Consider the following 25,187-nt stretch of genomic DNA (forward strand, 5'->3'; position numbering starts at 1 on the left):
CTCTCCCTGCTTACTCACCCTTCAGTTTCTTCGCCCAGCGCATGACGTGTTCGCCGACAGCGACGAGTTCGCCGCGCTGGTTGAACACTTCGTTCTTCGCGATGCTGCGGCCTTTTTCCTTATCGACCCTGATCACTTCATAGACGACGGTGATCGTATCGCCGAGCGCGACCGGCTTCAGGAATCGCAGCTTGTCGTAGCCCGACGAGACCGGGAAATCAGTGAGATTCTCTTTGTGAATCACATGTTCGATCGACAGCGTCGAGGCGGTCGACATGTAGCCCACCATGAGGGCGCCGTGCGCGATGCGTCCGCCGAGATTCGACTTCTCGCGCGCGTACTGCTCGTTGACGTGCGTCGGGCTGAAATCACCCGTGATGCCGGCGAACAGCATCACATCGGTTTCAGACACGGTCTTGCCGAAGGTATAGCGTTGCCCCACTTCGACGAAGTCGAGACCGGATTGCTCCATGCTGTCACTCCTTTACACCACAGTTCGATAACGTGCGACGCAGGTGTCCAGCACGTCGTCGCCGTCGCGCTTCCACCAGTTGTCGCTGGAGAAAATTTCCACTTCGATGAAACCATTGAAACCCGCCTGCTCGACCTGACGGCGCAGCCGCGCGATGTCGATTACGCCATCGCCCATCATGCCGCGATCATTGAGCATGTCGCGGGTCGGCACGAGCCAGTCGCATACGTGAAAACCAAGCAGCCGCTGTTTACCGGCACGGGCAATCTGCGCATCGACTTTCGGGTCCCACCACACGTGATAACAATCCACTGCGACGCCGAGATCGCCTTGCATCGAAGGGTCGAGTGCGTCGCACAGATCGAGTGCATGTTCGAGCGTATTCACACATGCGCGGTCCGCGGCGTACATCGGATGCAGCGGCTCGATCGCGAGCGGCATGTGCAGTGACTTCGCGTAGTCGAGCAGGCGGGCTATGCCCTCCTTCACCTGCTCGCGCGCGCCGGCCAGATCGCGGCTCTGCGGTTCGCCCTCCATCGCGCCCGGCAAGCCGCCGACGACCAGCACCACGCAGGGCGCGTCAAGTTCGCGCGCGGCATCAAGCACGCGCCGGTTGCGGTCGAAGACCGCATCGCGTTCGCTTGCATGCGCGACCGGAAACAGGCCGCCACGGCAATAACCGCACAACTCGATCTGTGCTTCGCGCAACAGGCGCTTCGTCTGCGCAACGCCGACGCGCTCGACGTCGGCGTGCCACGGTGCGATCGCGCGAATGCCACGACGCGCGCAGCCATCGATGATGCGCTCCAGCGGCCATTGTTTGAGCGTCGCTGTGTTGAGGGCAAAGTGTTCCAGATGTTGTGAAAGATCGCGCATGACTATCGCTTCTATCATGCGACGTTGGTTGGCATCATCATCAGTGTCTCGCCTTCCTGCACGACTTCGCCGCGCTGATTCAGCACCTTCAGGCGCAGCGTTGCGATCCCGCGATCCGGCCGCTTTGTAAGACGCTTGCCAATGACTTCGATATCGACGTGAATGCGATCGCCGATCATCAATGGCGCGCGAAACGACCAGTTCCAGCCGAGGGTCGCGAGCCCTTTGAGCAGCACAGGGCAGCGCGTCTTCAGTCCGTCGGCGAGCGACAGGCCGAGCAGGCCGTGCGCGATGCGCCCTGGAAAGCCCGCTTCCTGTGCGGCGACGTCGTCGACATGAATGTCGTAGTGATCGCCCGACACGCCCGCGAAATTGACGACGTGCGTCTCGGTCACGGTGACACCCGCGGTCAGGTAATAGTCGCCTGCCTCGATATCGTTCAATCCGTAAAGGCCCGGCTTCAGCAGGCGCCGCGTGTCAATTGCGACAGAGTCGCTCATTGTCGTATCTCCTTCCCGTTTGGAGGATAGGTAGCGCGTTCACCGTGCAGATGCATCGGCGGCATTGCGAACGTGGAAACGTTGATTTCCGAAAGCGCCGCCGTTGCGCGCATCAGCAGCGGCGCGAGTTCCTGCATGCGCTTCGTCGTCATGCGGAACATCGGACCCGCGATGGTCAGCACGCCGATCGGCTCGCCATCCTTGCCGCGAATCAACGCGGCCATTGCTGCCGTTGCCACTTCGACACTATTGCTGACCGTCGCGTAGCCGTTCGCGCGAGCGCGGCGCAATTGCTTGAGAAATTCCTCCGGTGTGCGCGGTGCGTTCGGGCCGTAATCCTCATCGCGTCCGAAGCCGGTCTTCATCACCCGGGCGAGCGCTTCCTCGTCGCTCATGGTGGCAAGCCAGACCAGCCCGGATGCCGAGCAGAACAAGGGGGCTTCCGCACCGCTGTCCGGGTCATAACGCAGGCCCGCGCGCGTGCCCAACGATTTCGACACCCAGACCAGCCGCTCGCCGTCGATCAGACCCAGCCGCGACAGTTCCCCCGAAACGCTCGCGAGTTCGTCCATCAGCGGTCGCGCGAGGTCGATCAGACTGTTCTTGGATACGAAGCGGATACCGAGCGACACCGCCTTCAGCGACAGGCAGTACTGCCCCATCTCACGGGTCTGGTGCACGTAACCCATGTCAATCAGGCTGGTCAGCAACCGATGCATGGCACTCACCGGAATGTCGAGCGCTTCCGACAGACGACTCAGCTGCATGCCGTTTCGATCGGTCGACAGCAACTCAAGGATGGCCATGCCACGTTCCAAAGCGACGCTCATACGTTACCTACTCATTGCAAGTGATTTGGTTGATTTGCACCGGAGCGCATTCATACACGATGTCCAAAAAATTCGGCGAGCGCGCGAGCCTGCCCTTCGATCATGCGCTTGCCGCCAATCGTCGTCACGCCTTGCGCTTGTGCAGCACGCATCAGTGCCGTCACGTCGGGCTTCGGCACGATGTCGAAGAGCACATGCTGCGCATTCATGCCGGCGATGTCGACGGGTAATGCGTCTTCCGGCTTCATCCCGAGCGGCGTCGCGTTGACGACGATATCGTGGCCGCCGAAGCTGGGTTCGGCCGCCCGGCACACGCATGACGGCACGGCGCTGGCCACCGCATCCATCACCTGCCGAACGCGTTGGCCGTCAACATCGCTCAACGCGATCTCGCGCACGCCGCTTTGCGCCAGCGCAATCGCGATGGCGCGTCCGGCACCGCCTGCGCCGACGAGCAGCACACGCTTTCCGGCCGCCGTATGACCGGCATCGTTGAGCGCGCGCACCAGACCGGCACCGTCGAACATGTCGCCTTCCCATCGATTATCGGGCAGACGGCGCATCGCGTTGAGCGCGCCCGCCGCCTGCGCGCCCGGCAACACGTGACTGACGAGCGACATCGCGTCGACCTTGAACGGCACGGTCACCACGATGCCGCGCAGATTGCCGATCGCCATCAGCGAGCGCATCGTTTCACCGAAGCGCTCGCGCGGAACGTGCACCGGCACCAGCAGCGCATCGATCTGCGCCTGCGCGAACAGCGCGTTGACGACCTGTGGCGAACGCACCTGCGAAACGGGATCGCCGACGATCGCATATAGCGCAGTTGCGCCCGTCACTGGAATTGACGAAGCCGTGCTCATACGACGCGCTGGGTCTGCGTGCCCAGCCCTTCCACGCTCAGGCGAACCGTGTCGCCATGCTTCAGATAGCGCTCCGGTTTCATGCCGAGACCAACGCCGGGCGGTGTGCCTGTCGTGATGAGATCGCCCGGCATCAGCACCATGAACTGGCTCACGTACGACACGATCGTCCGGATCGAAAAAATCATATCGCTCGTGTCACTGTCTTGCAGGCGCTCACCGTTCACTTCGAGCCAGAGCGGCAGTTTCTGCGGATCGGGGATTTCCCCGGCGGTCACGAGATACGGGCCGATTGGACCGAACGACGGCGCGCACTTTCCCTTAACCCACTGGCCGCCGCGTTCGAGCTGGAACGCGCGCTCCGATACGTCATTGCAGACGCAGTAACCGAGCACGTACGATAACGCGTCGGCCTCACTGACGTAATGCGCGCGTTTGCCAATCACGAACGCGAGTTCGACCTCCCAATCGGTTTTTTCCGAGCCACGCGGCAATACGATGTCGTCGTCCGGCCCGACGATGCAGCTGGGCGCCTTGTTGAAAATGATCGGTTCTTGCGGCAGCGGCGCATTGGTCTCCTTCGCATGCTCGACGTAGTTCAGGCCGATCGCGAGAAAATTGCCAGGCTGTGCAACGCACGGACCGAAACGTGTGCCTTTGGGTACTTCAGGCAGCGTGGTGAAATCGATGTCCGAGAGCCTGTGTTCGAGGCCGGAAGCGATCGTTGCGGGATCGATATCGGCGATCACGGAAGACAGATCGCGATGCGTCCCGTTCCTGTCGACGACACCGGGTTTTTCCGCCCCTACGGGACCAAAGCGAAACAGTTTCATGCCTTTTCCTCTTATAGATCGTCAGCGCGACGCACTGAGGCTGTATTGCAGTTGATAGGTACCGCGCACAATCGAACCGACGCCCGCGAGATGCAATGTATCGTCGGCCAGTTCGCGCTCGGCGAGTGAAGCCAGCGTCCCTTCGTCCGCCGCTTCGATCAGCAGCACCCCATCGATCTGCGCATCGGGTCTGCCGCGCAATTCGAGTTCGCGCGTCGGCTGCGTTTCGCGCTGCACCCCGTCGAGCAGATGCGCCCCAACCACAGCGGTACGCGCCGGCAAATCGTCGAGTATCGAAATCAGCTTGCTGATCGACTTGTCTCGCGCACCAGACGCGACGGACGGAAACGCGAAGCGGATCGTCTGCATCCACGCACCCTCGCCGGCACCTCGCGAATACGCGACGCGGCACATCGTGCGGGACGTGTCGACGAACGTAGCGATCACCTTCGTGGTCCACGGCGTCGGATGATCGAGCCGGTCGCGATAGACCGGCGACTCGAGCACATCGAGCGATTCTGTCTCGTAGAAATTGAAATAACGGGGCGAGCCGCAACTCGCGACGTAGCGGCGTCCGCGCAGAAAGCCCGGCAAGCCGACACGCTCGGGGATATGTTCCGACACGTGCCACGCCAGAAATTCGGCGTCGCCACCCGGTGCGATACCGTTCCAGAATGCAAGCGCTGCCTTACCAAGCATCACGACGAATGCCCTCCTGTTGCGGATGCGCGGGAGCGTCGTGCGCACCAGCTTGTTCGATCGAAATACCACGCGTTTCGCGCGTGGCCAGAAAGATGATCAGCACGCCGAGCACGTCGCCGAGCAGCGTGTAGAAGAACATGCCATTCGGCAACGCCACCTTGAAGTAGTCGAGCGACGCAAGCACGATGAACGGCGCGATGCCGCCGCCGATCACGCCGATGTTGTACATCAGCCCGACCCCGGTCGCGCGCACGTTCGAGGGAAGGTTCTCGGCGAGGATCGTTGGATAGATGCCCGAAGCGCCTACGATCCAGAAGCCAGACAGGAACGCGAACGTGCAGCCGAGCGCAAGCGAAACCGGCGCGAGATTGACGAGCGCGAACACGCAACAGCAGCCTATCCCGAGCATCATCGCAATCGCATTCTTGCGGCCGATGCGTTCGGCGATGAAGCCCGAGCAGAAGAACCCGCAGATCTGTCCGACCGCGCCCGCGCTGGTAATCATGCTCACCGACGCCGGCGGCATATGCAATTCGCGCAGATACGTCGCGAGCAGACCTTGCAACGGCCACGAGCCGAATTGCAGCAGGAACTGCACGAGGCTCAGCACGAGCACGAGCTTGAAGTGCTCGCGAAACAACGTCGCGGCGGGCGATTTGCGCTTCGACACGATGCCTTTCTCGCGCGCCTTCAGCCACACAGGCGATTCCGGCACGAACCGCCAGATATACAACCCGACGATGAGGCCCGGAATGATCCCCGCGAAGAACAGGGGACGCCAACCAAAGTGCGGATAGATCAAACCGTAGAGCGTCGCCGCGAGCACGCTGCCAAAGCCCCAGCCCGTGTCGAGTATTCCAATACCGATCGCGCGGTATTTTTCCGGCCACACTTCGGCGATCATCGTCGAGCCGAGCGTAAGGATTGGCGCCATGCCGAAGCCGAGCAGCAGCCGGAATACGAGCACCGCCGTGAAACTCCATGCGAGTCCCGTAAACGCCGCGCCCGCCGTGAACCACGCGAGTGCGATCAGCATCGGAATCTTGCGGCCGATACGATCGCTCAGATTGCCGAACAACATCCCACCGAGCCAGCGCACGCCGAAAGTCGCGAGGATCAGCAGTGACGCGGTGTGCAACGTGACGTCGAAGCTTTTGGCGATGTCGATAAGCACGAAGGTGATCAGCAGAAAGTCGACCGCGTCGAGCGCCCAAAGGCACCATGCACCCGCGAGCGTCAGCCATTGCGCGCGATTGATTTCCTGATACCAGCGCCGCTTTGCGGGCGCCGTTGCCGGTTGGTTCACGTTTGTCTCCTTGATTTGTCTATTGGTCGTTCAGTAACGCTTTGACTTTCGGATGCATCGGCAACGGCTCGCTTTCGAGCCGTGCATGTAAACCAAGCGAGCGATCGGAAAAGACTTCGGCGGGCATCATCTTCAAATCGGGAGAGACGTCGATCTCGAACGGGATGCGGTCGAGCACATCTTTCTGCAAGTCGATACCCGGTGCGATTTCGATCAGCGTCAAGCCGCGGCTCGAAAGCGAAAAGACAGCCCGCTCGGTCACGTAAAGCACGGTCTGTCCGCCATTGCGCGCGTTTTTCGAGCTGAACGAGATCTGCGCCAGCGATTTGACGAACTTCGAATGGCGCCCCTCCGCGACGATCCTCAATTCGCCGTTCTCGACCGCAACCTTCAGACCGCCCGCAGTGAACGAGCCGCCAAACACCATCTTTTTCGCGTTCTGGCTGATGTTGATGAAGCCGCCGACACCGACCAGCCGATCCGCGAAGCGCGTGATGTTGACGTTGCCCGTGTTGTCGATTTCGACGCATGACAGAAAAGCGATATCGATGCCGCCGCCGTCGTAAAAGTCGAATTGATAAGGTTGATCGACGATCGCTGCATAGTTGCGTGCAGCGCCGGCGTCGAGTCCGTTTGCAGGCGCGCCGCCCGTCAGGCCTTGCTCATTGGTCAGGGTGACGAGATCCAGAACGTCTTCGCGCGCGGCAACGAGGCCGATGCCCGTACATACGCCCGAGCCGATATTGCAGACCGCGCCGCGCCGCAATTCCAGCGCGGCGCGCCGCGCGATCACACCGCGTTCGTCGAGCGGCAGTTCGGGGAATGTCGTGAGCGGCGTCTTCAGTTCTCCCGCGAAGGAGGGATCGTAGAAAGTCTGATATGTCTGCATCTGGTTCGGTTCGACGACGACAAGGTCAACCAGATTGCCGGGAATCTTCACGCTCTTCGCCGGCAGCATGCCGCGCTTCGCAAGCCGTTTGACCTGCACGATGACGACGCCGCCGCAGCGCCGCACGGCCTGCGCCATCGACAGCATCTCGCCAAAAATTGCTTCGTGTTCGTGCGAAATGTTGCCGTCCTCGTCGGCAGTCGTGCCGCGCAGCAACGCCACATCTGCTTTAAACGATTTGTAGAACAGCCACTCGCGCCCGTCGCGTTCGACCAGCTCGACCAGATCTTCGGTCGCAATCGAGCTTTGCTTACCGCCCTGATTGCGCGGATCGACGAAAGTATTCAGCCCCACATGAGTTGTCAGACCCGGCCGGCCGCCCGCGATTTCGCGAATCAACTGCGAGAGCACGCCCTGCGGCAGCGTGTACGCCTCGATGCGATTGGCGATGGCCAGTTTCGCGATTGGCGGAGCGTCTACGACGGTCCCGCACACGACGCGCTTGAGCAGGCCCTCATGCGCGAAGTGGCTGGCACCCAGTTCATCGCCGCGATTGCCGAGACCGACGGGGTGAATCGTCGTGATCTTGCGTGGCGCCCCCTCTTTCTTGAAGCGCCGCTCGATTGCGGCGAGCAAAGCCTCGGGCACCGCCATGCCTGAGCCCGAGCCGGTGATCAAAACCGTGTCGCCATCCCCAACCAGTTGCGCGGCCTGATCCGCGGTACCGAGCTGCATGCCTGTCTCCGTTGTAATAGTGGAAATGTTTTCCAGAAAGTCTTTTCAGATTACGACAGGCAACGGGATTCGTCAACGGCGACCGCGTTTATTTTGGAAACTCTTTCCAGAAATAGTTTCCGAAATATGGGGTCGACTACAGATCGGCAGGCGGGCGGATTTTCCAGCCATGCGGAAAAGTTCCGCCATACGAACGTATCGCGGCGCTCCCCAGGATATAGGGGTTACTACGGTCGAGCAGGCTTGGCGCCTGGACCCAAGCGCTACCGTTTGACGACGAAGCCTCGCGGTGCACCGGCCCGCCGCATTGGCCGCACGCGAGCGGTTTCGACATTCGAAAGGAGCGTGATCATGAAGTCTTGAATAGCGCCGAGGCAGCCCGTACCGGCGGCTGCGATGGCCGTGCAGTGTCGTCAGACCATGTGCTCGGTCTGGCGTTGACGATGCTCCGTGAACTGGACGGCAGCGGAAACATCGGCACCGATCCGGAACAGCTCGTTGCGGCCGGCTATTCGGCCTGCTTTCTGAACGCCATGCGTTTGCCGGCAGTCAGATCAAGATCGCGGTGCCGGCGGACGTGCAGGTCACGGCGACGGTGGGCATCGGTGCCAGCGATCGCGGCAGACCAGAAGGTTCCCTTTAACGGGTGAAGCGCGAGGTGGCGCTACCAGACGTTTCCGCAGAGATCGCGAATCAGCTGGTTCAGGCCGCCGACGCGGCGTGCCCGTATTCGAACGTGTTACGCGGGAACGTCGATATCGAATCCAGCCTCGTGTTGGCGGTAGTGCCCAGTGCGGTCACGGCCCTGCCGCGACCGCTCCATTGCCCGCGTACACTGCACCCGGTTCGCCGAAAACGCCCTGCATCACATGCTGCATTTCGTCGGCACGCGGAATCGATCCAAAGGTACCGTGACGCTCGACCGCAAGAGCGGCGGCGCGCTGCGCGCACTCTATCGCCGACGCCAACGGCGCCGCTTGCGACAGCAGCGCCGCCAGCACGCCGCAAAACACGTCCCCGGCTCCCGACGTATCGACCGCCACTACCGGCAACGCCGGCAGATGCACCGTCTGCGCCGCGCTCACCAGCAAGGCGCCGCGCGCGCCGAGCGTGACGACCACCCACTCAGGTCCGCGCGCGAGCAGCCAGCGCGCCGCCTGCCCGGGCTCGTCCATGCCGGAAATGTCGCGAATCTCGCCCTCGTTCGCGATCACCCCGGCGCAACGCTCGAGCGCGGAAGCATCCGGCCAGCACCAGGGCGCGGCGTTGACGATCACCGTCGCGCCCGTGTCGCGCGCGTGCCCGATCACCGCGCGCGTGCATGCGAGCGACAGGTTGCCTTGCATCAACAGCGTATCGTCCGCGGTCATGTCGGCAATCTGCGCGACCACCTGCGGCGTGTCGAGCGCGCGCGTGCAGCCCGCCGCGGTCACGATCGAATTTTCGCCGCTGCGTGTGACCGTCACGACCGACATGTCCGTCGCCACGTCGCAAGCGACGAGACGCAGCGCATGCATCTGCTCGGACTCGAGTCGCTTGCGGATACCGGAGCCCTCGGCGTCGTTGCCGATGGCCGCGTGAAAGACAACGGCTGCGCCGGCACGATGCGCAGCCACCGCCTGGTTGAGGCCCTTGCCGCCCGGCGCCCGCTGCACGGCCACCGACAGCACCGACTCACCCGCGCGCGGCGCCCGCTCCACCAGAAAGGTGAGATCCGCAACCGCGTTGCCGACCACGAACAGCCGCTTCATGAGCGTGCCTTCAGGGCTTCCGTCATGAACACGTCGACCCGCTCGCGATCGACGGGATTCCACCACACGCCGTCGCGCTTCAGGAAACTGGCGATGATCACCGCATCGGCGACCGTGAACAGATCCCCGATGTTCGACGGGTTCACGCCCGAGCCGATCATGACCGGGAGTGCCGTGCCTTTTGCAATCGCCCGCAGCTCATCCATCGTGGCCGAATCGCCGGTGCGCTGGCCGGTGACGATCGCCGCATCCGCATCGAAAAATTCGACGTCGCGCGCGAGTTCCGCCAGTGAGCGGTCCGCGGTAATCGCGTGCGCGCCATGTTTGACATGCACGTCGGCGATGATCTTGATGTCCGGCGCCCGCAATCGCGCGCGATAGCGCGTGGCGAGCGCTGCCGGCCCTTCGATGAAGCCCTCGTTGGCCACGTAGGCATTGGCCCACTGATTGACACGCACGAACGACGCGCCGGCCGCCTTGGCGACGGCAAGCGCCTGGATCGCGCCGTTGGCCAGCACATTGATGCCGACGGGCAACCCTACCGTACGCCGCACCGCGTCGGCGATCACCGCCATCGTCGCCGCCGTTTCGGGTCCGAGGTCCTCGGGCTTCGCGAACGGAATGTCGCCGTGGTTCTCGACGATGATGCCGTCCAGTCCGCCCTGCGCGTAGGCTTTCGCTTCCCGCACCGCATATTCGACAAGCTCGCCGACCGGCTGCCCCTCGTAGTGCGGCGCACCCGGCAGCGGCAGACAGTGGATCACGCCGATCACCGCCTTGCGCCTGCCGAACAGGCTTTCGATTGCGTTGGGTTTCTGCTTGAAGACCGGTTGTGTGCTCATTGGGTCGTATCCGCAATAGACGTCAAACTTCGTAGCACGCACTGTGAAAATCGATTTCCAGTGCGAGAACCTTGGAGAAAATCGCGCTGCTGCGCTCAAAATCGAACTGTTGCTCGCTCCAGCCGTCAACCTGTGCCTTCAGCCATTGCACCTGCGCACTGAAGGTCGGGTCCGCATGCAGCGCAACCCACTCGCGTATATAGCGGTTGTCGTTCGGCGTGCGGTTCGCGCGCGTGCACCAGGTGCCGTACATCCATTCCGCCGTCAGCATCGACACGATCACGTCTTCGTATCTGCCTTGCTGCGCGATGTCGAGCATGCCCGTGTCGAAGGCCGCGACGGCAGCCGGCAAACGCTGGCCACGGTGCGCGGCCGGCAAGGCCAGCGCCGCGACAGTCCGATCGAAGTACGGCACCTGCTCGGTGGACAACGCGTTCAGCACGCCGATCAGCCAATGCTTCTGTTCGATGGACGGTGCCTTGATCAGCGCATGGCCGAATATCCCGATGGCGGTTTCGACAAAACGCCCTTCGTACGACAGGTAGCGGCCGAATGCATCCGCAGGCAAGCGGTTGCGCTCGATGTCGATGACGAAGCGGTGTTCCTGCATCGCCTGCCACAGGTCGGCGTTGGCCGCGAGCAGGCGCTCCGAGTGAGTGGGTATCGTATGCGTAGTCATCTGCCGGAGGCCCCGTTATTTCTTTGCCGATTTGTAGCGGCCGAATACACGTGTATTCAGCCAGATTGCGCCGAGGATGATCACGCCAGTGATGATCTGCGTGAAGAACGGCGAGATGTGCATCAGGATCAGTCCGTTGCCGATCACCGCGATGGTCAGCGAGCCGAGTATCGTGCCCGTGATGGTCGCGCGTCCGCCCATCAGCGACGTGCCGCCCAGCACGACGGCCGCGATCACATCGAGCTCGAAGCCCACCGCTGCATTCGACGAACCCGAGCCCAGCCGCGACGCGAGAATCAGCCCGGCTGCGGCGGCTGCGAGCCCGGTCAGCAGAAACACCGACGTCTTGATGCGCAGCGTCGGCATGCCGGCACGCCGCGCCGCTTCGGCGTTCGCCCCCACAGCGACGACACGCCGTCCATAGCGGCCGCGATTCAGGTAAACGTAACCGGATACGCACACGAGCACCGCGATCAGCGCCGGCACGGGCACGCCGAACAGCGAGCCGGTACCGATGAAGTCGAAGCCCGTGCCGGGCTCGATCGGCACCGAGAAGCCTTTGGTCGAATAGAGCGCGATACCGCGCAGCGTCGACATCGTCGCGAGCGTCACGATGAACGACGGAATCGCCTGGCTTGCCGAGATCCAGCCTTGCAGCCAGCCGACCGCGCCCCCCCAGCGCGAGCGTCGCGAGCACCGCGGCAGGCCATGGCACGCCGTGCTGGATCAGGATCGCCACCAGCGCATTGGTCAGTGCAGCCATCGAACCGACCGACAGATCGATACCCCCCCGTCGTGATGACGAAGGTCATCGCGATCGCCACCACCAGAATCGGCGCGAGCTGACGCAGGATGTTCAGCGCGTTGCCGGCCGTCAGGAACGTGCCGCTGCCGAGCGCAAACACCGCGCAGCAGCCGATAAAAAAGCCCGCGATCGACAACACCTGCGCATGGTTGGCAAAGTAGTCACGCGAACGCGAGCCGAGCTCGCGCTCGGTATAAGGCGTGGTGCTCATCCGTGTCTCCCTCCGACGATCAGCTGAACCAGTTCTTCGAGGCTCGTCTCGCCAAGCTGACGCTCCGCGATCTTGGTGCCTTCGTACATCACGGCGATCCGGTCGCAGACCCGAAACAGATCCTGCAACCGGTGCGTGATCAGCACGACGGCCACACCCTGCGCCTTGACGCGATTGATCAGATCGAGCACCGCATCGACTTCCGCGACGGCGAGTGCCGAAGTGGGCTCGTCCATGATCAGCACGCGCGGCGAAAACGACGCGGCACGCGCGATCGCAATCGATTGCCGCTGACCGCCCGACAACTGCTCGACAGTGTTGGTGAGATCAGGAATGCGGATCTTCAGCCGGTCGAGCAGCGTGCGCGCTTCGGCCTGCATGCGCTTGCGCTGCAGCATGCCGCCCTTGCACAGCTCGCGGCCGAGAAACAGGTTGCCGACCACATCGACCGTATCGCACAGGCTCAGGTCCTGATAGACCATCTCGATGTGACGGGCCCGCGCATCGGCAGGACCGCTAAAGCGCACTTCCTCGCCGGCTACATGAATCGTGCCGCCATCGGGCAGATAGGTGCCCGCCATCACCTTGGTCAACGTCGATTTGCCTGCGGCGTTGTCGCCGATCAGGCCGACGCACTCGCCCGGGTAAAGGTCGAGATCGATGCCGCGCAACGCGGGGAACGAACCGAACGATTTGCGGATGCCCTTCATCGCCAGCACCGGAACGCGCGGCGGCATGGCTTCGGGGGACGGCGATGGTTGCCTCGTCATGAGCGCCTGCATGATCATTTCGCCGCAAAGAGGCCGCGATATGCGCCGACGTTCGCCTTCGTCACCCAGGTCACCGGCGAGGTCACCACTTGCTGCACCGGCTTGCCGCGATGGGCGTTGTCGATCTGCGCGATCGCGTCGCGGCCCATCGAAGCGGGGTCCTGCTGCAGCACGCCGAGCACCGTGCCGCGCTCGATGCCGCGGATCACTTCCGGCGCGAGGTCCCAACCGATCAGCTTGACCTTGCCGGCACGTCCCTGCGCCTGCACAGCCGCGATCGCCCCCAGCATGGCCGGCTCGCCCGTCGCATAGATCGCGTCGAGATCGGGATTCGCGGTCAGCAGGTTCTCGGCGGCCGACAGCGCAACGTCCTGCGTATTCTGTCCGTCGACGACGCCCGCCACTGTCACCTTGCCGCTTGCCGTAATGACGTCCTGAAAGATCTTCTGCCGCGTGTTCTGGATCACCGAGCTCAGCGCGCCGACGATGCCGATGCGCGCGGTGCCTTGCGGATTCTTCGCGAGATAGTCGAGGTAATGCGCGGCCAGTTCCTTCGAGCCGACCGTGTTGTCGACGGCGACCTGCGACTTCTGCGGTCCGGGCGGGAGCACCGCATCGAGGCCGACCACGGGAATACCGGCCGCCGTCGCATTGCGAATGGCGCCGCGCACGGCGTTGGCGTCGATCGCGTCGACCACGATGCCGTCGACCTTTTGCTGCACGTAATCGTCGATCGCATTGACCTGCGCGGACGATGCATCGTTGGCGTTGAACACCACCAGCTTCACGCCGAGTTTCTTCGCTTCCTCCTCGGCGCCCGCGCGCATCTGGTTAAAGAATGCTGCCTGCTGGTTGATCACGATCAGCGCGTAAGTCGGCGTGTCGGCCGCGGGCGCGGGTGCGCCGAAGCCGACGAGGCCCAATAGCGCGACTGAACAGCCAAACGCAATACGTAGTGCCTTGTTCATAAACCCTCCAGAGTACGGGCAAGCTGTCAGACGGATATCGGCGGAGCCACGGATGCCCGTTTCACGAGCTCCACCGGAAGACGGACTTCGGTTTCTGAGGGGTCGCCCTGCGACGCCGCGAGCATCAGCTCGACGGCGCGCGCGCCCAGTTCGGCGATCGGCTGGCGAATCGCCGTCAACGGTGGATCGAACAGATGCAGCGGACCCGCATCGTCGAACACGATCAGCGACAGACGTTCCGGAACGGCGATGGCGGCGCGGTGCAGCGCATCGAGCAGACCGATCATGATTTCGCCGCTCGATACGAACACCGCGCTCGGCGGACGGCCAAGGCTCAGCAGCGCACGCGCCGCCTCTTCGCCGTGCGAGGGAGCATAGGGCCCGTACATTTCGAACGTGACTTCGGCACCGGCCTGCGCGGCCGCATCCCGCAAGCCAGCGAAACGGTCGCGCGTGCTCGCGAGTTCCGACGGACCGCCGATAAACGCGATACGCCGATGCCCCTGTTCGGCCAGATGTTGGCCGGCCAGCCAGCCGCCGTGATAGTTGTCGTACAGCACCTTGGCGCTGCGCACGCCGGGGATGTCTTCGTCGATCAGCACCAGACCGCGCGTATCGTTGAGCGCCTCCACGAGTTCGGGCGTGTGGTAATGCGCGCTGACGAACAGCAGGCCGCTCACCTGATTGCGCCGCATCCGCGTGACGTATTGCAGTTCGCGATTCGCGTTGTTCGAGGTCGCGTTCAGCAGCACGCCGAGCCCTTTTGCTTCGGCAGCCTCTTCGACGGCAGCGGCAAGCAGCGCAAAGAACGGGTTGGCGATCGTGGGTATCACGAGGCCGATCGTGTCCGAGCGTCCGCGGCTTAGGCTGCGCGCATGCAGGTTCGGCACATAGCCCAACTGACGGATCGCGCTGTCGATGCGATGCGCCGTGTCGGCGGGCAACACCAGGTTGGCATTCAGGTAGCGCGATACGGTGGCCATCGAAACACCCGCCGTGCGTGCGACATCCTTCAAACCTGGTATCAAACGGCGTTGCGTCACGCGTACCTCGCAGAAAGATCGTGAATGACGGTTAAGGGCTGTCGTGCTTGTAAAGCGTTTTACGGATTAAAGGAAGCCATATATCCGTTGTCAAGGCGGTCGAAAAAAAAATTTTACCGTGCGCAACAGGGTCGGATGCTTTGCTATTTCGGCAGAAAAACGCCTAAAACAGGCACCAAAATGGTGTTCCCGTTTTCGGTGCCCGTTTTGTCCAAGATGCCCGAGTGTTTTTTTGACTGGTTGACGGTCTGCAAAACACGCCGTAGATTTTATAAAGCGCTTTACTTAACGCGCGTTTACCGAGGTAAGCGATGACAGCGTCCCAAAGCAGCCCCGTTCCATCGCCCGGTCAACCGACCGTCGGCGTCGACAGCGGATACGTCATGACCGTGCTGGGCCCGGTGCCCGTCAGCGAGATGGGCATCACGCTGATGCACGAGCACATCCTGATCGATGCATCGAACAAGTGGGTGCCTCCCGCGTGTTGCGCAGGCCGCCATATCGGCGAGCAAGAGGTGCATATCGGCATCCTCGGCGCGCTGCGCATGAATCCGCTGATGAACCGCGATAACTGCCGGCTCGTCGACGTCGATCTGGCTGTCGAAGAACTGATGAAGTTTCGCGAGCTGGGCGGCGCCACCGTGGTCGACCCGACCAACATCGGCATCGGCCGCAATCCGCTTGCGTTGCAGGATGTCGCGCGGCGCACCGGCCTGCGCGTCGTGATGTCGACCGGCTTTTATCTCGAAGCGTCGCATCCGGCGTATGTGCGCGAACGTTCCGTCGACGAACTCGCCGCACAATTGATGTTCGAAGTCGGCGCGCTCGAACGACAACCCGACGTCGCCGCCGGTCTCATCGGCGAGATCGGTGTATCCGCCGCGTTCACGGCCGAAGAGGAGAAGTCGCTGCGCGCCGCCGCGCGCGCGAGTGCCGCGACGCGCGTGCCGCTGTCGGTACACCTGCCCGGCTGGGTGCGGCACGGTCACCGGGTGCTCGACATCGTCGAAGCGGAAGGCGCGAACCTGCAGCACACGGTGCTGTGCCATATGAATCCGAGCCTGTCCGACGTCGCGTATCAGCACACGCTGGCGCAGCGCGGCGCATGGCTCGAATACGACATGATCGGCATGGACTACTACTACGCGGACGAACAGGCCCAGTCGCCGTCGGACGAGGAAAACGCGCGGGCGATCCGCGCGTTGATCGACGCAGGCTATGCAGACCGCGTGCTGCTTTCGCAGGACGTGTTCCTGAAGATGATGCTGACCCGCTACGGCGGCTTTGGTTACGGCTACATTCTCGAGCACTTCGTGCCGCGCCTGAAGCGGCATGGCGTGACCGACGCGCACATCGAAACGATGCTGATCGCAAACCCGGCACGGGTGTTCTCGAGCCGCGCGAACGCCCGATCGTCAACGCTTCTGCACAAGGAGACCGCATGAAAAAGAACGTGCTGCTTGCCGGCGAGTCGTGGACGTCAACCGCGACGCATGCGAAAGGCTTCGACCTGTTTGCATCGGTCACTCACCATAGCGGCGCAGATGCGTTCCTGAAACTGTTCGAGCACGGCGACTATGCCGTCACGCATATGCCGAGCCACGAAGCGCAAACGCACTTTCCCGCGACGCTGGACGCTCTGCGCGCGTGGGACGCGATCATCCTTTCCGACATCGGCGCGAATACGCTGCTGCTGCACCCCGACACATGGATCAAGAGCGTGCGCACGCCGAACCGGCTGAAGCTGCTGCGCGACTATGTCGTCGGCGGCGGCGCGCTGATGATGATCGGCGGGTACCTGAGCTTTCAGGGCATCAACGGCAGCGCGCGCTTTCGCAATACGCCAGTGGAAGACGTGCTGCCGGTGCGCTGCCTGCCGTACGACGATCGCGTCGAGGTGCCGGAAGGCTTCACGCCGCAGGTCGTCGCGGCGCATCCTGTGACCGAAGGTCTGGGCGCCGAATGGCCGCATCTGCTCGGCTACAACGAGGTCGAATTGAAGCCGGATGCACAACTGATCGCGAGCGTGCCTGATACCGGCCATCCACTGCTGGTCGCCGGAAGCTTCGGCGCGGGCCGTACGCTCGCATGGACAAGCGACATGTCGGTCCACTGGCTGCCGCCGGAATTCTCAGCATGGCAAGGTTACGGGCGCCTGTGGCGCAATTGCCTTGCGTGGTTGACCCGATGTGAAGCGCGTTAGACCCGAACTTGCATCAAACCCCGGCAAACCAGTCATACCCCTGCTTCTCCCAATAGCCGCCGGGAAACACATTGGTCACCTCGATGGCCTCGATATTCTTCGCGCTCTTGAAGCCGAGCTTGGTCGGAATCCGCAGACGCAGCGGAGCACCCCATTGAGGCTCGAGCGGTTGCGAGTCGAAGTCGAGTGCGAGCAGGGTTTGCGGGTGTAGCGCGCTCGCCATATCGATGCTGGTCGAATACCCGTCGAAGCAGGTGAACGCAACGTACCGGGCGCTCAGATCCGCGCCGACCCGGCGCAGAAATACATGCAGCGCAACCCCGCGCCATTGGCCGATCTGGCTCCAGCCTTCAATGCAGATATGCCGGGTAATCTGGCTTTCCTGCGGCAGCGCCGTCAAGGCGGCAAGCGTCCATGCCCGCTTGTCGGCCACGCGTCCCGCGACATTGAGCACCCACCCGTCCGGCACCGCGCGCACCTGCCAGTCCGGATAAAACGCGTTAAAGCGGAAAGGACGCGTAATGGCGCTCGCCGGATAGGTCTGCGCGAGGCGGCGACGGTCGAACAAAGCCGCCTGAATCCCGTCGTCGAAGCGAAGCGCCGTCTCGAGCGCGGCATCGACGCCGGAATGGGTCGACAGATCGCAACCGCTCAACAACGCCAGACCACCGAGCGATAGCGTGCGTCGCAGGAAGCCGCGGCGGCTCGCACGGAGCAGTTCCGCGCGGATGTCGGCGGCATCGACGGCGACGCGATTGCGCTTGTCTGTCATGGTTGTTCCTCCCGTTCCCGGGGAGCGGCAACGATCATCGCTTTCAGCGTGCGCGGATGGATCGCGACGAGCGTCACGTGAAGGATCGCAAATGCGACGATGGCGAGCATGAGCGCCAGATGGATATGACGCGCGAGGGGATAACCGCCGAATGCCGCCGCGAGCCAGCCGAGCTGCACCGGCTTCCAGGTCGCGAACCCGGTTGCGACCTGCACGACGACTGCCGCGAGCACGCCCACATAGAGCCCACGCTGCACTGCGTTGTAATGCCCGAGCCGATGCGTCAGGCGAAAGCGCAGCGCCGCATGGAGATCGCGTGCAAACGCGCCGACCGCCGGCGGACGAAGATCTTCGCCGAAGTGGCCTGACACGAAGCCGTAGACCAGGTACGCCAGTCCATCGACGCACAACACCCACATCGCCGTCAGATGCCACGCGAGCGCGCCGCCCAGCCAGCCGCCGAGACCTGCCCAGCGCGGGAAGAGGAACGGCAGGTCGGGAGACGCGTTGTAGATCTCCCATCCACTGAAAATCATGCATCCCATCGCATACACGCCGATCCAATGCATCACGCGGATCGGAACCGCATGGGCGGGTCGCGATGGCTGCAGGCGGTCGGACATCGGGCGTCTCCTCAATTCAGGAACGGAATCGCAATCGGCGGCAACATCGCGTGGCCGCTTACATCGGGGGCTTCACGCCGCCGATTCCCACTGCGACCAGACCCGCGGTCGTTTCGCCGCCACTCGTCGCGCCCTGGATAAATACCGCCGCGCCCTTGGTCAGGTCCGCGGTCGATCCCGGCCGAAACGTGACGATCGGTGCGGTCGGCGGCACCACGATGGTCTGCGATCCGCCGTTATAGGAGACCGTCAGTTTTTTGACGCCGTTCTGAGCAGACGCTGCGCTGACATTGCCATTCGTCATCGCGCTATGGACTGTCGCAGCGGAGGGTGCCGACACGGACACGACGTTACCGTTGGTCATCGCGCTCGATGTATTCGAATGACCGGACAGCGTCGTATCGGGCAGCGTGTCCCACGCGTAGTGACCTTCGCCGATGCCCTTCATGGCGGGCGGGAACACGGTGACTTCGAGTGCGACCTGGGTCGGACCGACGCTCTTGGTCGCCGTGCCGATGTAGCTGCCCTGCTCGACCTTGTCGAGACTCGACTCGATCACGCCGAGGTATTTGGTGTCCGCGTTCAGCGCGACGGGCAGATCCTGCCCTGACGAGGTATGAATCACGATCTTGCCGGCATCGACCGACGAAATCGTGCCGCGAATGCGGGCCGGCGCGGTGGCCGGCGCCGCGATGGCCATGGTGCTGGAGAGCAGCGCAGCGGCAAGAGCAATACTGAGGCGTTTCATCGTGGATCATCCTTTCTGTCGCGAATGGTGAATGGGGAGCAGCACGGCTCGCTTGTTTCGGTGCGCCTGCCGCCCATGAGTCACAGGATGACGAAGCCGGGGTTTTGCCGGTATCGGTCAAATGACCGATAGATGCCCGAGGAGACGCCGTGGCGCGATTTCGCATCGATCCATGCACGGATCTGAGCGGAATTCAGGAGTCGATACCAGCGCGCGCCTGATCTGTTTGAAAGCATGGTCAGCAGACGACGGGGCAGCGTAAAGGCCATCGCGAGTACAACTTTTGTACTTCGCGGACACAAGTTCGCTGCCGATTCACGCGCCCTCTCCGTCGCACCCGTGCAAGCAGGCACCACGTCAGCTACCCATGGCAGACGATTCCGGCGCCGCCCCCTTCGTGGACACGGCGTTCGAACAGGTGCACGCTTCAGCCAGAGACGCGTGTCGTGCTGACGATCGAACGTACACCCGCGGGTTCCATCACTCACGCACCCATCGCGTCTGGTCCCGTCACAGCGGCTCCATTTCGAACAGCCATGACCGCGTTTCGTCACCGGCATATCCGGCCTTGAGCTCGACTTCAGCCCCCACGACGGGAAGGCTCGCGCAAACCAGGTAACTACTCGACCGAGGCAGCATCGTGCCGCGACCGCCAACCAATTCGCTACGCCCGGGCGAGAGATTCGTCGTCGAACCGGACAAGCTGCTCTTCTCGCTCGGCACGTTTGCCGCTGCGGCGATCGTGTTGATCATCACGTTCACAGCGAGTTTGCCGCGCCCCTGGTGGGCACTGCTCACCGTCTACGTAACGGCGCAGCCCTTGGCGGGCGCAACGGCCCCAAAGGTGCTCTATCGCCTCTCGGGGATCGCCCTGGGCGCCTGCGTGACGCTTGCGCTTGTCCCGAACATGCAGAATTCGCCCGTCTTGCTGGTAGTGTGCCTCGCGATCTGGACTGGACTCTGTATCTATCTCGCCGTGCTCGATCGCACGCCTCGCGCCTTTCTGTATCAGATGGCCGCCTTCAGCGCGGCTGTCATCAGTTTCCCTTACCTCGACAATCCAAACGATATCTTCATGACCACGATTTCCCGCGTGCAGGAAATGATCGTGGCGATTATTTGCGTGACGGCGGTGCACACGATCATGAGACCCATGGACGTGCGGCACACCATCCGCAAGCGTGCCTGTTCGTTCCTCGTTCATGCTTCACGCTGGACGGCGGATGCCCTCGGCACCCGTCACACCGTCCTCGAATACGAGCATCGACGGATGCTGGCCGCCGATGTCACCGAGCTCGGCATCATCGCGAGCAATCTGCCTGCCGACAGCCGCCAGGCACTCTCTACGCGAGCGACGGTCACCGAACTCCAGCATCGTCTCGCGGCCCTGCTGCCTCTCGCTTCGGCGGCCGCCAACAGGCTGGACAAGCTGCGTGCGCTGGACGCCGTCGACGCCGAGACGGCCAATCTCGTTGGGCGCGTGATCGGCTATCTGCGCGAGCCGCCCGATGTCGCGAACCAGTTCGACGACGAACTGTCGACCCGTTGCCGCGCATTGTCGGCAGCACACGCCAGCAGCAATCGATGGTCGTCGCTGTTGGCCGCAAACCTGTGCGACCGCATGGCGGCGTTCATCGATACCCTGCATGTCGCACGCACGCTGGTTCGCGCCATCGACGACAGCGCAATCGACGTCACGCCCCATCTGCGGGAAGTCGACAAGACGCGCCTCTTTCCTTTGCCGCGAGATCACGGCATAGCGTTGCTCGCGGGTGTCGCGACGACGACGGCCGTGTTGATCTATTGCGCCGTATGGATTCTTCTCGCGTGGCCGAGCGGCTCGACCACGGCGGCTTTCGCGGCGCTCATCACCTGCTCGTTCGCCGCACAGGATGATCCCGCACCCGTCATCGGCCGTTACCTGATGGCCACACTCAGCACCTTTCCGCTGGCGGCCCTCTATTTGTTCGTGCTGTTGCCAAGGGTCGACGGAACCGCGATGCTCATCGTGATGCTGGCGCCAGCGCTGCTATGGATGGGATATCTCCAGGCCGATCCCGCGCGCGCTGCACGCGCATTGCCGATGTTGTCCTGCTTCATCGTCGCAATGGGCTTTCTCGACCGGCTTCACGTGGACTTCGCCGCGTTCGCCAACACGGGACTCGCGCAGCTTGCAGGCATCGTCACCACGCTGGCCGTCACCAAACTCTTCCGTTCCGCGAACCTGCGCTGGAGAGCGCATCAGATACTCCATCGAAACTGGTCCGACCTCGCGCGGCTAGCCGATCCGCGCGAACCGCTCGATACCCAGTCATGGACTGCGCACGCAGTCGACCGGTTGGGTCAGCTTGCCGCGCGCATGGCACTGATCGGCGCGGCGGACGCGCTACATGAAGCAGACGGATTGATCGATCTGCGCATAGGCCGCAACATCATTCAGGCTCGCCAGGCGCTTCAGTATTCGCGTGAACACACGCGCATCGCAATTCAATCGACGCTGATGGAGATCTCGCAGCTGTATCAGGCGAGGCTGCGCGAAGGCAAGGCGCTCGCCGGGTCGGCATCTTTGCTGGGCGCGCTGGACCGATCCATCGGCGCAACGATGGACAAGACAGAGGAAGTGGGTGACCGGACGCTGCTCGCGCTCGTCGCGCTGCGCTGCAATCTGTTTCCCAACGCTCATCCGCTCGAGGTGGACGCGTGATGATCGAGGAAATCCACATTCTCGGCGTCTACATGCCCGCGGGCCTCGCCTGGGCCGTGATAGCCGTCATGATCACGGCGGCCGTTCGCCGGCCCTTGCACCGCCTTCCGTTTCATTTGCTTCTTTGGCATCCGGGCCTGATCGAACTGGCACTGTTCCTCGTTCTCTGGTGGAGCATCTCGCGGCTTGCCGATGCGTATCTCCCGCACGGATTCATCACCTGACATGTGGCGCGTTTCCTACCTGATCCGGGCACTCTCGACGATCGCGGCGATTCTGGTGGTCCTCGCCGCGATCTACGGCTTGTGGGTGCGCTATCAGATCGAGCCGTTGACGCGCGACGGCAAAGTGCGCGCGGACGTGGTGCCGATCGCTCCCGACGTCAGCGGCCTCGTCACCGACGTGCGGGTGCGCGACAACGAGGTCGTCAGGAAGGGCCAGGTACTGCTCGTGATCGACCCGTCGCGCTACCGGATCGCGCTCACGCAGGCCGAGGCCGATGTATCGAAGCAACAGGCCGCCTACAACGAGGCGGTCCGCGAAGACCGGCGCAACCGCGCGATGCCCGACGTCGTTGCGCGGGAGACGGCGGAGCAGGACCTCGCCCGCGTCCAGCAACTTCGCGCGGGTCTCACGCACGCCATTGCCGCGCGCGATCTCGCGGCGCTGAACCTCGAACGCACACTCGTGCGGGCGCCCGTCGACGGCACGGTGACGAACGTCGACCTGCAACCCGGCGTGTATCTGAACGCGGGCAAGGCCGCGATGGCACTCGTCGATGCGAAGTCGTTGCGCGTGGAAGGCTACTTCGAAGAAACGAAGCTGCCTGCCATTCACGTCGGAGATCCGGCGAGTATCTATCTGATGGGTGTCGCCAACGAAATACGCGGCCATGTCGCGAGCATCGCGGGCGGCGTAGAGGACCGTGAGCGCGCCGGCACCAGCGCGCAGCTCGCGAATGTGAACCCGTCGTTCACGTGGGTGCGGCTCGCTCAGCGCATTCCCGTCAGAATCGAAATCGATGCGGTCCCGCCGGGTGTGCTGCTCATACCGGGCCAAACAGCCTCCGTGGAAGTTCATTCGAGCACCGCGGAAATACAGGTACGGCGGAGCCTGCCATGGTAGGCGCGCGCATGCTGAGCGTGGCGGGCCTCGGCGTGGCGCTCGCTGGCTGTGCCGAGCTCGGACCGGACTATCAGATCCCGCCGCAGGCAAGCGTGAATGCGCCGGCGGCGAATGGCGCATTCCTTTCGGGCGGGCTCGCCGTGTCCAACGCGCCATTGCCCGATCAGTGGTGGCACCTTTTTGATGATCCCGTTCTCGATGGTCTGATCGAAAAGACGCTGGCGGGGAATACGGACCTTCGGGTAGCCCAGGCGAATCTGGAACGAAGCGATGCACTGCTCGCGGAAGTCCGCTCGCGCCGCGACATCAGCATCGTTGCCGATGTGGAAACGAGCTACACGCAGCAATCGGCGCAGGCAGTGCTGTCTCACGTCCAGCCGCCGCGTCATGGCATCTACAACGTAGGCATCACGATGAGCTATGACCTGGATCTTTTCGGGGCCATCCGCCGTGGCATCGAAGCCGCCTCCGCCGAGAACGAAGCCGCCGTTGCAGCGCGCGATCTGGCGCGCATCAACGTGGCCGCCGAAACCGCGCGTGCCTACTCCGACCTCTGCAATGCGGGCAACCAGATCGACGTCGTCCAGCATGCGATCGTCATTCAGGAACAGAGCCTTTCGCTTACACAGCAGCTAATCACGAACGGCCGCATCGCACCCTTCGAGGAGGAGCGGCAACGCAGCCCGATCGAAGTCAACCGTTCGCTGCTCGCGCCGCTACGGGCCCGGCAGCAGAATGCGGCCTTTCGGCTCGCCACATTGATGGGGCTGCCACCCGGGCAATACGACCGCTCGCTGCTCGCATGCCATACACCGCTGAAGCTGCGCACGCCACTGCCGACAGGCGACGGTCAGGCGCTGCTCAAGCGCCGGCCGGACGTGCGCGCCGCCGAGCGCCGGTTGGCCGCGGCCAGCGCCGAAATCGGCGTCGTAACCGCAGAGCTGTATCCCGACATCAGGCTTGGTGCGTCGATAGGCTCGACCGGGGCGCTGACCAACGCCTTCTCGCCACTGACGAACCGCTTCGCCATCGGGCCGCAGATTACCTGGGATCTGCATCGAAGCGCGATCCGCGACCGCATCGCCGCAGCGCAAGCGCACGACCGCGCGAGCCTCGCGTACTTCGATGGCGTCGTGCTGACAGCGCTGCGCGAGACGGAAGCCTCGCTCGACACTTATGCGGCAACGCTCGACCGCCTGGACCACCTGGAGGCTGCCAGGGACGAAGCGCTGAGGGTATCGCAGAGGACCGAGCAACTCAGGCGCGGCGGCAAAGTTGGGGGACTCGTTGCGCTCGATGCGCAACGCGCCTGGGTTATAGCCGAAATTGCTGTTTCCCTCACACAGGAAGATGTCAACAACAATCAGATCACTGCTTTCCTCGCGCTAGGCGGCGGTTGGCGTTGAATGTACTCGGGTCACCCATTCATCTGCAATGACAGACGATCATCAGGTTGCGCACGTTCCGGCTCCCGTTCACTTCACGCGTTAATCGCCGGCTTTATTGAAGCAATGGAAATACTTCTCGCTAGAGCGCCGTTTGAAGCTGCAAAAGCCGGCTCCCAGAGGATCTCCTCGCTCTCCGGAACAGTGCTTTCCAGAAAACGCATGCTCATTAGCCCTGCAGGAAAACGATACTTGCTCACCCGCAATTTTGACGTGGGAGTGAAAAGGCCCACAAAGCCCACGACTAAACCGGACGTACGACGTCGTCGGCCGCAGACGGGTAATGCCAGATCCTGTAGCACACATCTCTCGCGCTTATATACGCAGGTGCATGGGAATCTTTTCTCAGTTTATGAATTAAGCGAAGGCAGTTGGATGATGAACAAGAAACTCTTCATTCCGTTGATCTCACTGGGTTCTCTCACGGGACCTACGATTTCGTATGCGCAATCCAGCGTTTCTCTCTATGGGAGACTCGACTCGGGTTTGAGC

General features: G+C 62.9%; 26 protein-coding genes. 6 read left to right on the top strand and 20 right to left on the bottom strand.

What is annotated here, in order from left to right; translation table 11 throughout:
- Window positions 1–10: 10 nt before the first annotated feature.
- From H3V53_RS21340 to H3V53_RS21420, 17 genes are all read right to left on the bottom strand, one after another.
- Window positions 11–472 carry a MaoC family dehydratase gene (locus tag H3V53_RS21340; protein WP_336599647.1) on the bottom strand — a complete coding sequence of 154 codons (462 nt, stop codon included), beginning with the start codon at window positions 470–472 and terminating at the stop codon, window positions 11–13.
- Between the two features lie 12 nt (window positions 473–484).
- Window positions 485–1,348: a sugar phosphate isomerase/epimerase family protein gene (locus H3V53_RS21345; protein WP_336599648.1), complete on the bottom strand. Its 864-nt coding sequence runs from the start codon at window positions 1,346–1,348 to the stop codon at window positions 485–487.
- Window positions 1,349–1,362: 14 nt separating this feature from the next.
- A complete protein-coding gene (locus tag H3V53_RS21350) occupies window positions 1,363–1,848 on the bottom strand; it encodes a MaoC family dehydratase (RefSeq protein WP_336599649.1) in 486 nt (161 codons plus the stop codon).
- The gene (locus tag H3V53_RS21355) at window positions 1,845–2,678 is read right to left on the bottom strand and encodes an IclR family transcriptional regulator (RefSeq protein WP_336599650.1); all 834 of its coding nucleotides are present in this window, start codon (window positions 2,676–2,678) and stop codon (window positions 1,845–1,847) included. The genes H3V53_RS21350 and H3V53_RS21355 overlap by 4 nt, the downstream gene beginning before the upstream one ends.
- 50 nt (window positions 2,679–2,728) lie before the next feature.
- Window positions 2,729–3,541, bottom strand: a complete 813-nt coding sequence (locus H3V53_RS21360; protein WP_336599651.1) for a shikimate dehydrogenase family protein — start codon at window positions 3,539–3,541, stop codon at window positions 2,729–2,731.
- Window positions 3,538–4,374: a fumarylacetoacetate hydrolase family protein gene (locus tag H3V53_RS21365; protein WP_054925450.1), complete on the bottom strand. Its 837-nt coding sequence runs from the start codon at window positions 4,372–4,374 to the stop codon at window positions 3,538–3,540. Before H3V53_RS21365 ends, H3V53_RS21360 begins: the two co-directional genes overlap by 4 nt.
- Window positions 4,375–4,395: 21 nt before the next feature.
- Window positions 4,396–5,076: a hypothetical protein gene (locus H3V53_RS21370; RefSeq protein WP_336599652.1), complete on the bottom strand. Its 681-nt coding sequence runs from the start codon at window positions 5,074–5,076 to the stop codon at window positions 4,396–4,398.
- Window positions 5,063–6,382, bottom strand: a complete 1,320-nt coding sequence (locus H3V53_RS21375) for an MFS transporter (protein ID WP_054925447.1) — start codon at window positions 6,380–6,382, stop codon at window positions 5,063–5,065. Before H3V53_RS21375 ends, H3V53_RS21370 begins: the two co-directional genes overlap by 14 nt.
- A gap of 19 nt (window positions 6,383–6,401) precedes the next feature.
- Complete coding sequence (locus tag H3V53_RS21380; protein WP_336599653.1) at window positions 6,402–8,006, bottom strand: acyl CoA:acetate/3-ketoacid CoA transferase; 1,605 nt, start codon at window positions 8,004–8,006, stop codon at window positions 6,402–6,404.
- Between the two features lie 797 nt (window positions 8,007–8,803).
- Window positions 8,804–9,757 carry a ribokinase gene (locus H3V53_RS21385; protein ID WP_336599654.1) on the bottom strand — a complete coding sequence of 318 codons (954 nt, stop codon included), beginning with the start codon at window positions 9,755–9,757 and terminating at the stop codon, window positions 8,804–8,806.
- Window positions 9,754–10,599, bottom strand: a complete 846-nt coding sequence (locus H3V53_RS21390) for a BtpA/SgcQ family protein (protein ID WP_054925442.1) — start codon at window positions 10,597–10,599, stop codon at window positions 9,754–9,756. The genes H3V53_RS21385 and H3V53_RS21390 overlap by 4 nt, the downstream gene beginning before the upstream one ends.
- Before the next feature lie 22 nt (window positions 10,600–10,621).
- The gene (locus H3V53_RS21395; protein WP_336599655.1) at window positions 10,622–11,278 is read right to left on the bottom strand and encodes a TenA family protein; all 657 of its coding nucleotides are present in this window, start codon (window positions 11,276–11,278) and stop codon (window positions 10,622–10,624) included.
- Window positions 11,279–11,293: 15 nt separating this feature from the next.
- Entirely contained in the window at window positions 11,294–11,983 is a 690-nt protein-coding gene (locus tag H3V53_RS21400; protein WP_336599669.1) for an ABC transporter permease, read from the bottom strand.
- On the bottom strand, window positions 11,887–12,294 hold the full coding sequence (locus H3V53_RS21405) for a hypothetical protein (protein WP_336599656.1): 408 nt from the start codon (window positions 12,292–12,294) through the stop codon (window positions 11,887–11,889). The genes H3V53_RS21400 and H3V53_RS21405 overlap by 97 nt, the downstream gene beginning before the upstream one ends.
- Window positions 12,291–13,064, bottom strand: coding sequence for an ATP-binding cassette domain-containing protein (locus H3V53_RS21410; RefSeq protein WP_336599657.1), 774 nt, complete (start codon window positions 13,062–13,064; stop codon window positions 12,291–12,293). Before H3V53_RS21410 ends, H3V53_RS21405 begins: the two co-directional genes overlap by 4 nt.
- A gap of 14 nt (window positions 13,065–13,078) precedes the next feature.
- A complete protein-coding gene (locus tag H3V53_RS21415; RefSeq protein WP_054925437.1) occupies window positions 13,079–14,032 on the bottom strand; it encodes a substrate-binding domain-containing protein in 954 nt (317 codons plus the stop codon).
- 26 nt (window positions 14,033–14,058) lie between these two features.
- Window positions 14,059–15,015: a LacI family DNA-binding transcriptional regulator gene (locus H3V53_RS21420; RefSeq protein ID WP_336599658.1), complete on the bottom strand. Its 957-nt coding sequence runs from the start codon at window positions 15,013–15,015 to the stop codon at window positions 14,059–14,061.
- 371 nt (window positions 15,016–15,386) lie between these two features.
- Here H3V53_RS21420 and H3V53_RS21425 point away from each other — a divergent pair, with 371 nt between their 5' ends.
- Both H3V53_RS21425 and H3V53_RS21430 read left to right on the top strand, forming a co-directional pair.
- A complete protein-coding gene (locus H3V53_RS21425) occupies window positions 15,387–16,520 on the top strand; it encodes a phosphotriesterase family protein (protein ID WP_336599659.1) in 1,134 nt (377 codons plus the stop codon).
- Window positions 16,517–17,278 (top strand): glutamine amidotransferase, encoded by a 762-nt coding sequence (locus tag H3V53_RS21430; protein ID WP_336599660.1) that lies wholly within the window; start codon window positions 16,517–16,519, stop codon window positions 17,276–17,278. Before H3V53_RS21425 ends, H3V53_RS21430 begins: the two co-directional genes overlap by 4 nt.
- A 13-nt stretch (window positions 17,279–17,291) precedes the next feature.
- Here H3V53_RS21430 and H3V53_RS21435 read toward each other — a convergent pair whose 3' ends face one another.
- Genes H3V53_RS21435 through H3V53_RS21445 form a run of 3 tightly spaced genes read right to left on the bottom strand, consistent with a single transcriptional unit; the run spans window position 17,292 to window position 19,421 of the window.
- Complete coding sequence (locus H3V53_RS21435; RefSeq protein WP_336599661.1) at window positions 17,292–18,050, bottom strand: molybdopterin-dependent oxidoreductase; 759 nt, start codon at window positions 18,048–18,050, stop codon at window positions 17,292–17,294.
- Window positions 18,047–18,673, bottom strand: coding sequence for a cytochrome b/b6 domain-containing protein (locus H3V53_RS21440; RefSeq protein WP_336599662.1), 627 nt, complete (start codon window positions 18,671–18,673; stop codon window positions 18,047–18,049). The genes H3V53_RS21435 and H3V53_RS21440 overlap by 4 nt, the downstream gene beginning before the upstream one ends.
- 58 nt (window positions 18,674–18,731) lie before the next feature.
- A complete protein-coding gene (locus tag H3V53_RS21445; RefSeq protein ID WP_336599663.1) occupies window positions 18,732–19,421 on the bottom strand; it encodes a hypothetical protein in 690 nt (229 codons plus the stop codon).
- A 640-nt stretch (window positions 19,422–20,061) separates the two neighbouring features.
- Between H3V53_RS21445 and H3V53_RS21450 the strand changes: the two genes are divergently transcribed.
- Genes H3V53_RS21450 through H3V53_RS21465 form a run of 4 tightly spaced genes read left to right on the top strand, consistent with a single transcriptional unit; the run spans window position 20,062 to window position 24,656 of the window.
- On the top strand, window positions 20,062–22,125 hold the full coding sequence (locus H3V53_RS21450) for an FUSC family protein (RefSeq protein WP_336599664.1): 2,064 nt from the start codon (window positions 20,062–20,064) through the stop codon (window positions 22,123–22,125).
- A complete protein-coding gene (locus tag H3V53_RS21455) occupies window positions 22,125–22,349 on the top strand; it encodes a DUF1656 domain-containing protein (RefSeq protein WP_336599670.1) in 225 nt (74 codons plus the stop codon). The genes H3V53_RS21450 and H3V53_RS21455 overlap by 1 nt, the downstream gene beginning before the upstream one ends.
- Before the next feature lies 1 nt (window position 22,350).
- Window positions 22,351–23,250: an efflux RND transporter periplasmic adaptor subunit gene (locus tag H3V53_RS21460; RefSeq protein ID WP_336599665.1), complete on the top strand. Its 900-nt coding sequence runs from the start codon at window positions 22,351–22,353 to the stop codon at window positions 23,248–23,250.
- Window positions 23,251–23,258: 8 nt separating this feature from the next.
- On the top strand, window positions 23,259–24,656 hold the full coding sequence (locus H3V53_RS21465) for a TolC family protein (RefSeq protein WP_336599671.1): 1,398 nt from the start codon (window positions 23,259–23,261) through the stop codon (window positions 24,654–24,656).
- Window positions 24,657–25,187 lie beyond the last annotated feature (531 nt).

The sequence above is a fragment of the Paraburkholderia bengalensis genome (genome assembly GCF_037126505.1).
GTDB lineage: Bacteria > Pseudomonadota > Gammaproteobacteria > Burkholderiales > Burkholderiaceae > Paraburkholderia > Paraburkholderia bengalensis.

Excerpts from the sequence above, each read along its gene's own strand:
- H3V53_RS21380 (WP_336599653.1), bottom strand. The coding sequence starts at position 8,006 with ATGCAGCTCGGTACCGCGGATCAGGCCGCGCAACTGGTTGGGGATGGC.
- H3V53_RS21445 (WP_336599663.1), bottom strand. The coding sequence starts at position 19,421 with ATGAAACGCCTCAGTATTGCTCTTGCCGCTGCGCTGCTCTCCAGCACC.
- H3V53_RS21420 (WP_336599658.1), bottom strand. The coding sequence starts at position 15,015 with ATGGCCACCGTATCGCGCTACCTGAATGCCAACCTGGTGTTGCCCGCC.
- H3V53_RS21405 (WP_336599656.1), bottom strand. The coding sequence starts at position 12,294 with ATGAGCACCACGCCTTATACCGAGCGCGAGCTCGGCTCGCGTTCGCGT.
- H3V53_RS21435 (WP_336599661.1), bottom strand. The coding sequence starts at position 18,050 with ATGACAGACAAGCGCAATCGCGTCGCCGTCGATGCCGCCGACATCCGC.
- H3V53_RS21385 (WP_336599654.1), bottom strand. The coding sequence starts at position 9,757 with ATGAAGCGGCTGTTCGTGGTCGGCAACGCGGTTGCGGATCTCACCTTT.
- H3V53_RS21440 (WP_336599662.1), bottom strand. The coding sequence starts at position 18,673 with ATGTCCGACCGCCTGCAGCCATCGCGACCCGCCCATGCGGTTCCGATC.
- H3V53_RS21395 (WP_336599655.1), bottom strand. The coding sequence starts at position 11,278 with ATGACTACGCATACGATACCCACTCACTCGGAGCGCCTGCTCGCGGCC.
- H3V53_RS21350 (WP_336599649.1), bottom strand. The coding sequence starts at position 1,848 with ATGAGCGACTCTGTCGCAATTGACACGCGGCGCCTGCTGAAGCCGGGC.
- H3V53_RS21465 (WP_336599671.1), top strand. The coding sequence starts at position 23,259 with ATGCTGAGCGTGGCGGGCCTCGGCGTGGCGCTCGCTGGCTGTGCCGAG.
- H3V53_RS21345 (WP_336599648.1), bottom strand. The coding sequence starts at position 1,348 with ATGCGCGATCTTTCACAACATCTGGAACACTTTGCCCTCAACACAGCG.
- H3V53_RS21355 (WP_336599650.1), bottom strand. The coding sequence starts at position 2,678 with ATGAGCGTCGCTTTGGAACGTGGCATGGCCATCCTTGAGTTGCTGTCG.
- H3V53_RS21360 (WP_336599651.1), bottom strand. The coding sequence starts at position 3,541 with ATGAGCACGGCTTCGTCAATTCCAGTGACGGGCGCAACTGCGCTATAT.
- H3V53_RS21410 (WP_336599657.1), bottom strand. The coding sequence starts at position 13,064 with ATGACGAGGCAACCATCGCCGTCCCCCGAAGCCATGCCGCCGCGCGTT.
- H3V53_RS21390 (WP_054925442.1), bottom strand. The coding sequence starts at position 10,599 with ATGAGCACACAACCGGTCTTCAAGCAGAAACCCAACGCAATCGAAAGC.
- H3V53_RS21365 (WP_054925450.1), bottom strand. The coding sequence starts at position 4,374 with ATGAAACTGTTTCGCTTTGGTCCCGTAGGGGCGGAAAAACCCGGTGTC.
- H3V53_RS21425 (WP_336599659.1), top strand. The coding sequence starts at position 15,387 with ATGACAGCGTCCCAAAGCAGCCCCGTTCCATCGCCCGGTCAACCGACC.
- H3V53_RS21430 (WP_336599660.1), top strand. The coding sequence starts at position 16,517 with ATGAAAAAGAACGTGCTGCTTGCCGGCGAGTCGTGGACGTCAACCGCG.
- H3V53_RS21340 (WP_336599647.1), bottom strand. The coding sequence starts at position 472 with ATGGAGCAATCCGGTCTCGACTTCGTCGAAGTGGGGCAACGCTATACC.
- H3V53_RS21415 (WP_054925437.1), bottom strand. The coding sequence starts at position 14,032 with ATGAACAAGGCACTACGTATTGCGTTTGGCTGTTCAGTCGCGCTATTG.
- H3V53_RS21460 (WP_336599665.1), top strand. The coding sequence starts at position 22,351 with ATGTGGCGCGTTTCCTACCTGATCCGGGCACTCTCGACGATCGCGGCG.
- H3V53_RS21455 (WP_336599670.1), top strand. The coding sequence starts at position 22,125 with ATGATCGAGGAAATCCACATTCTCGGCGTCTACATGCCCGCGGGCCTC.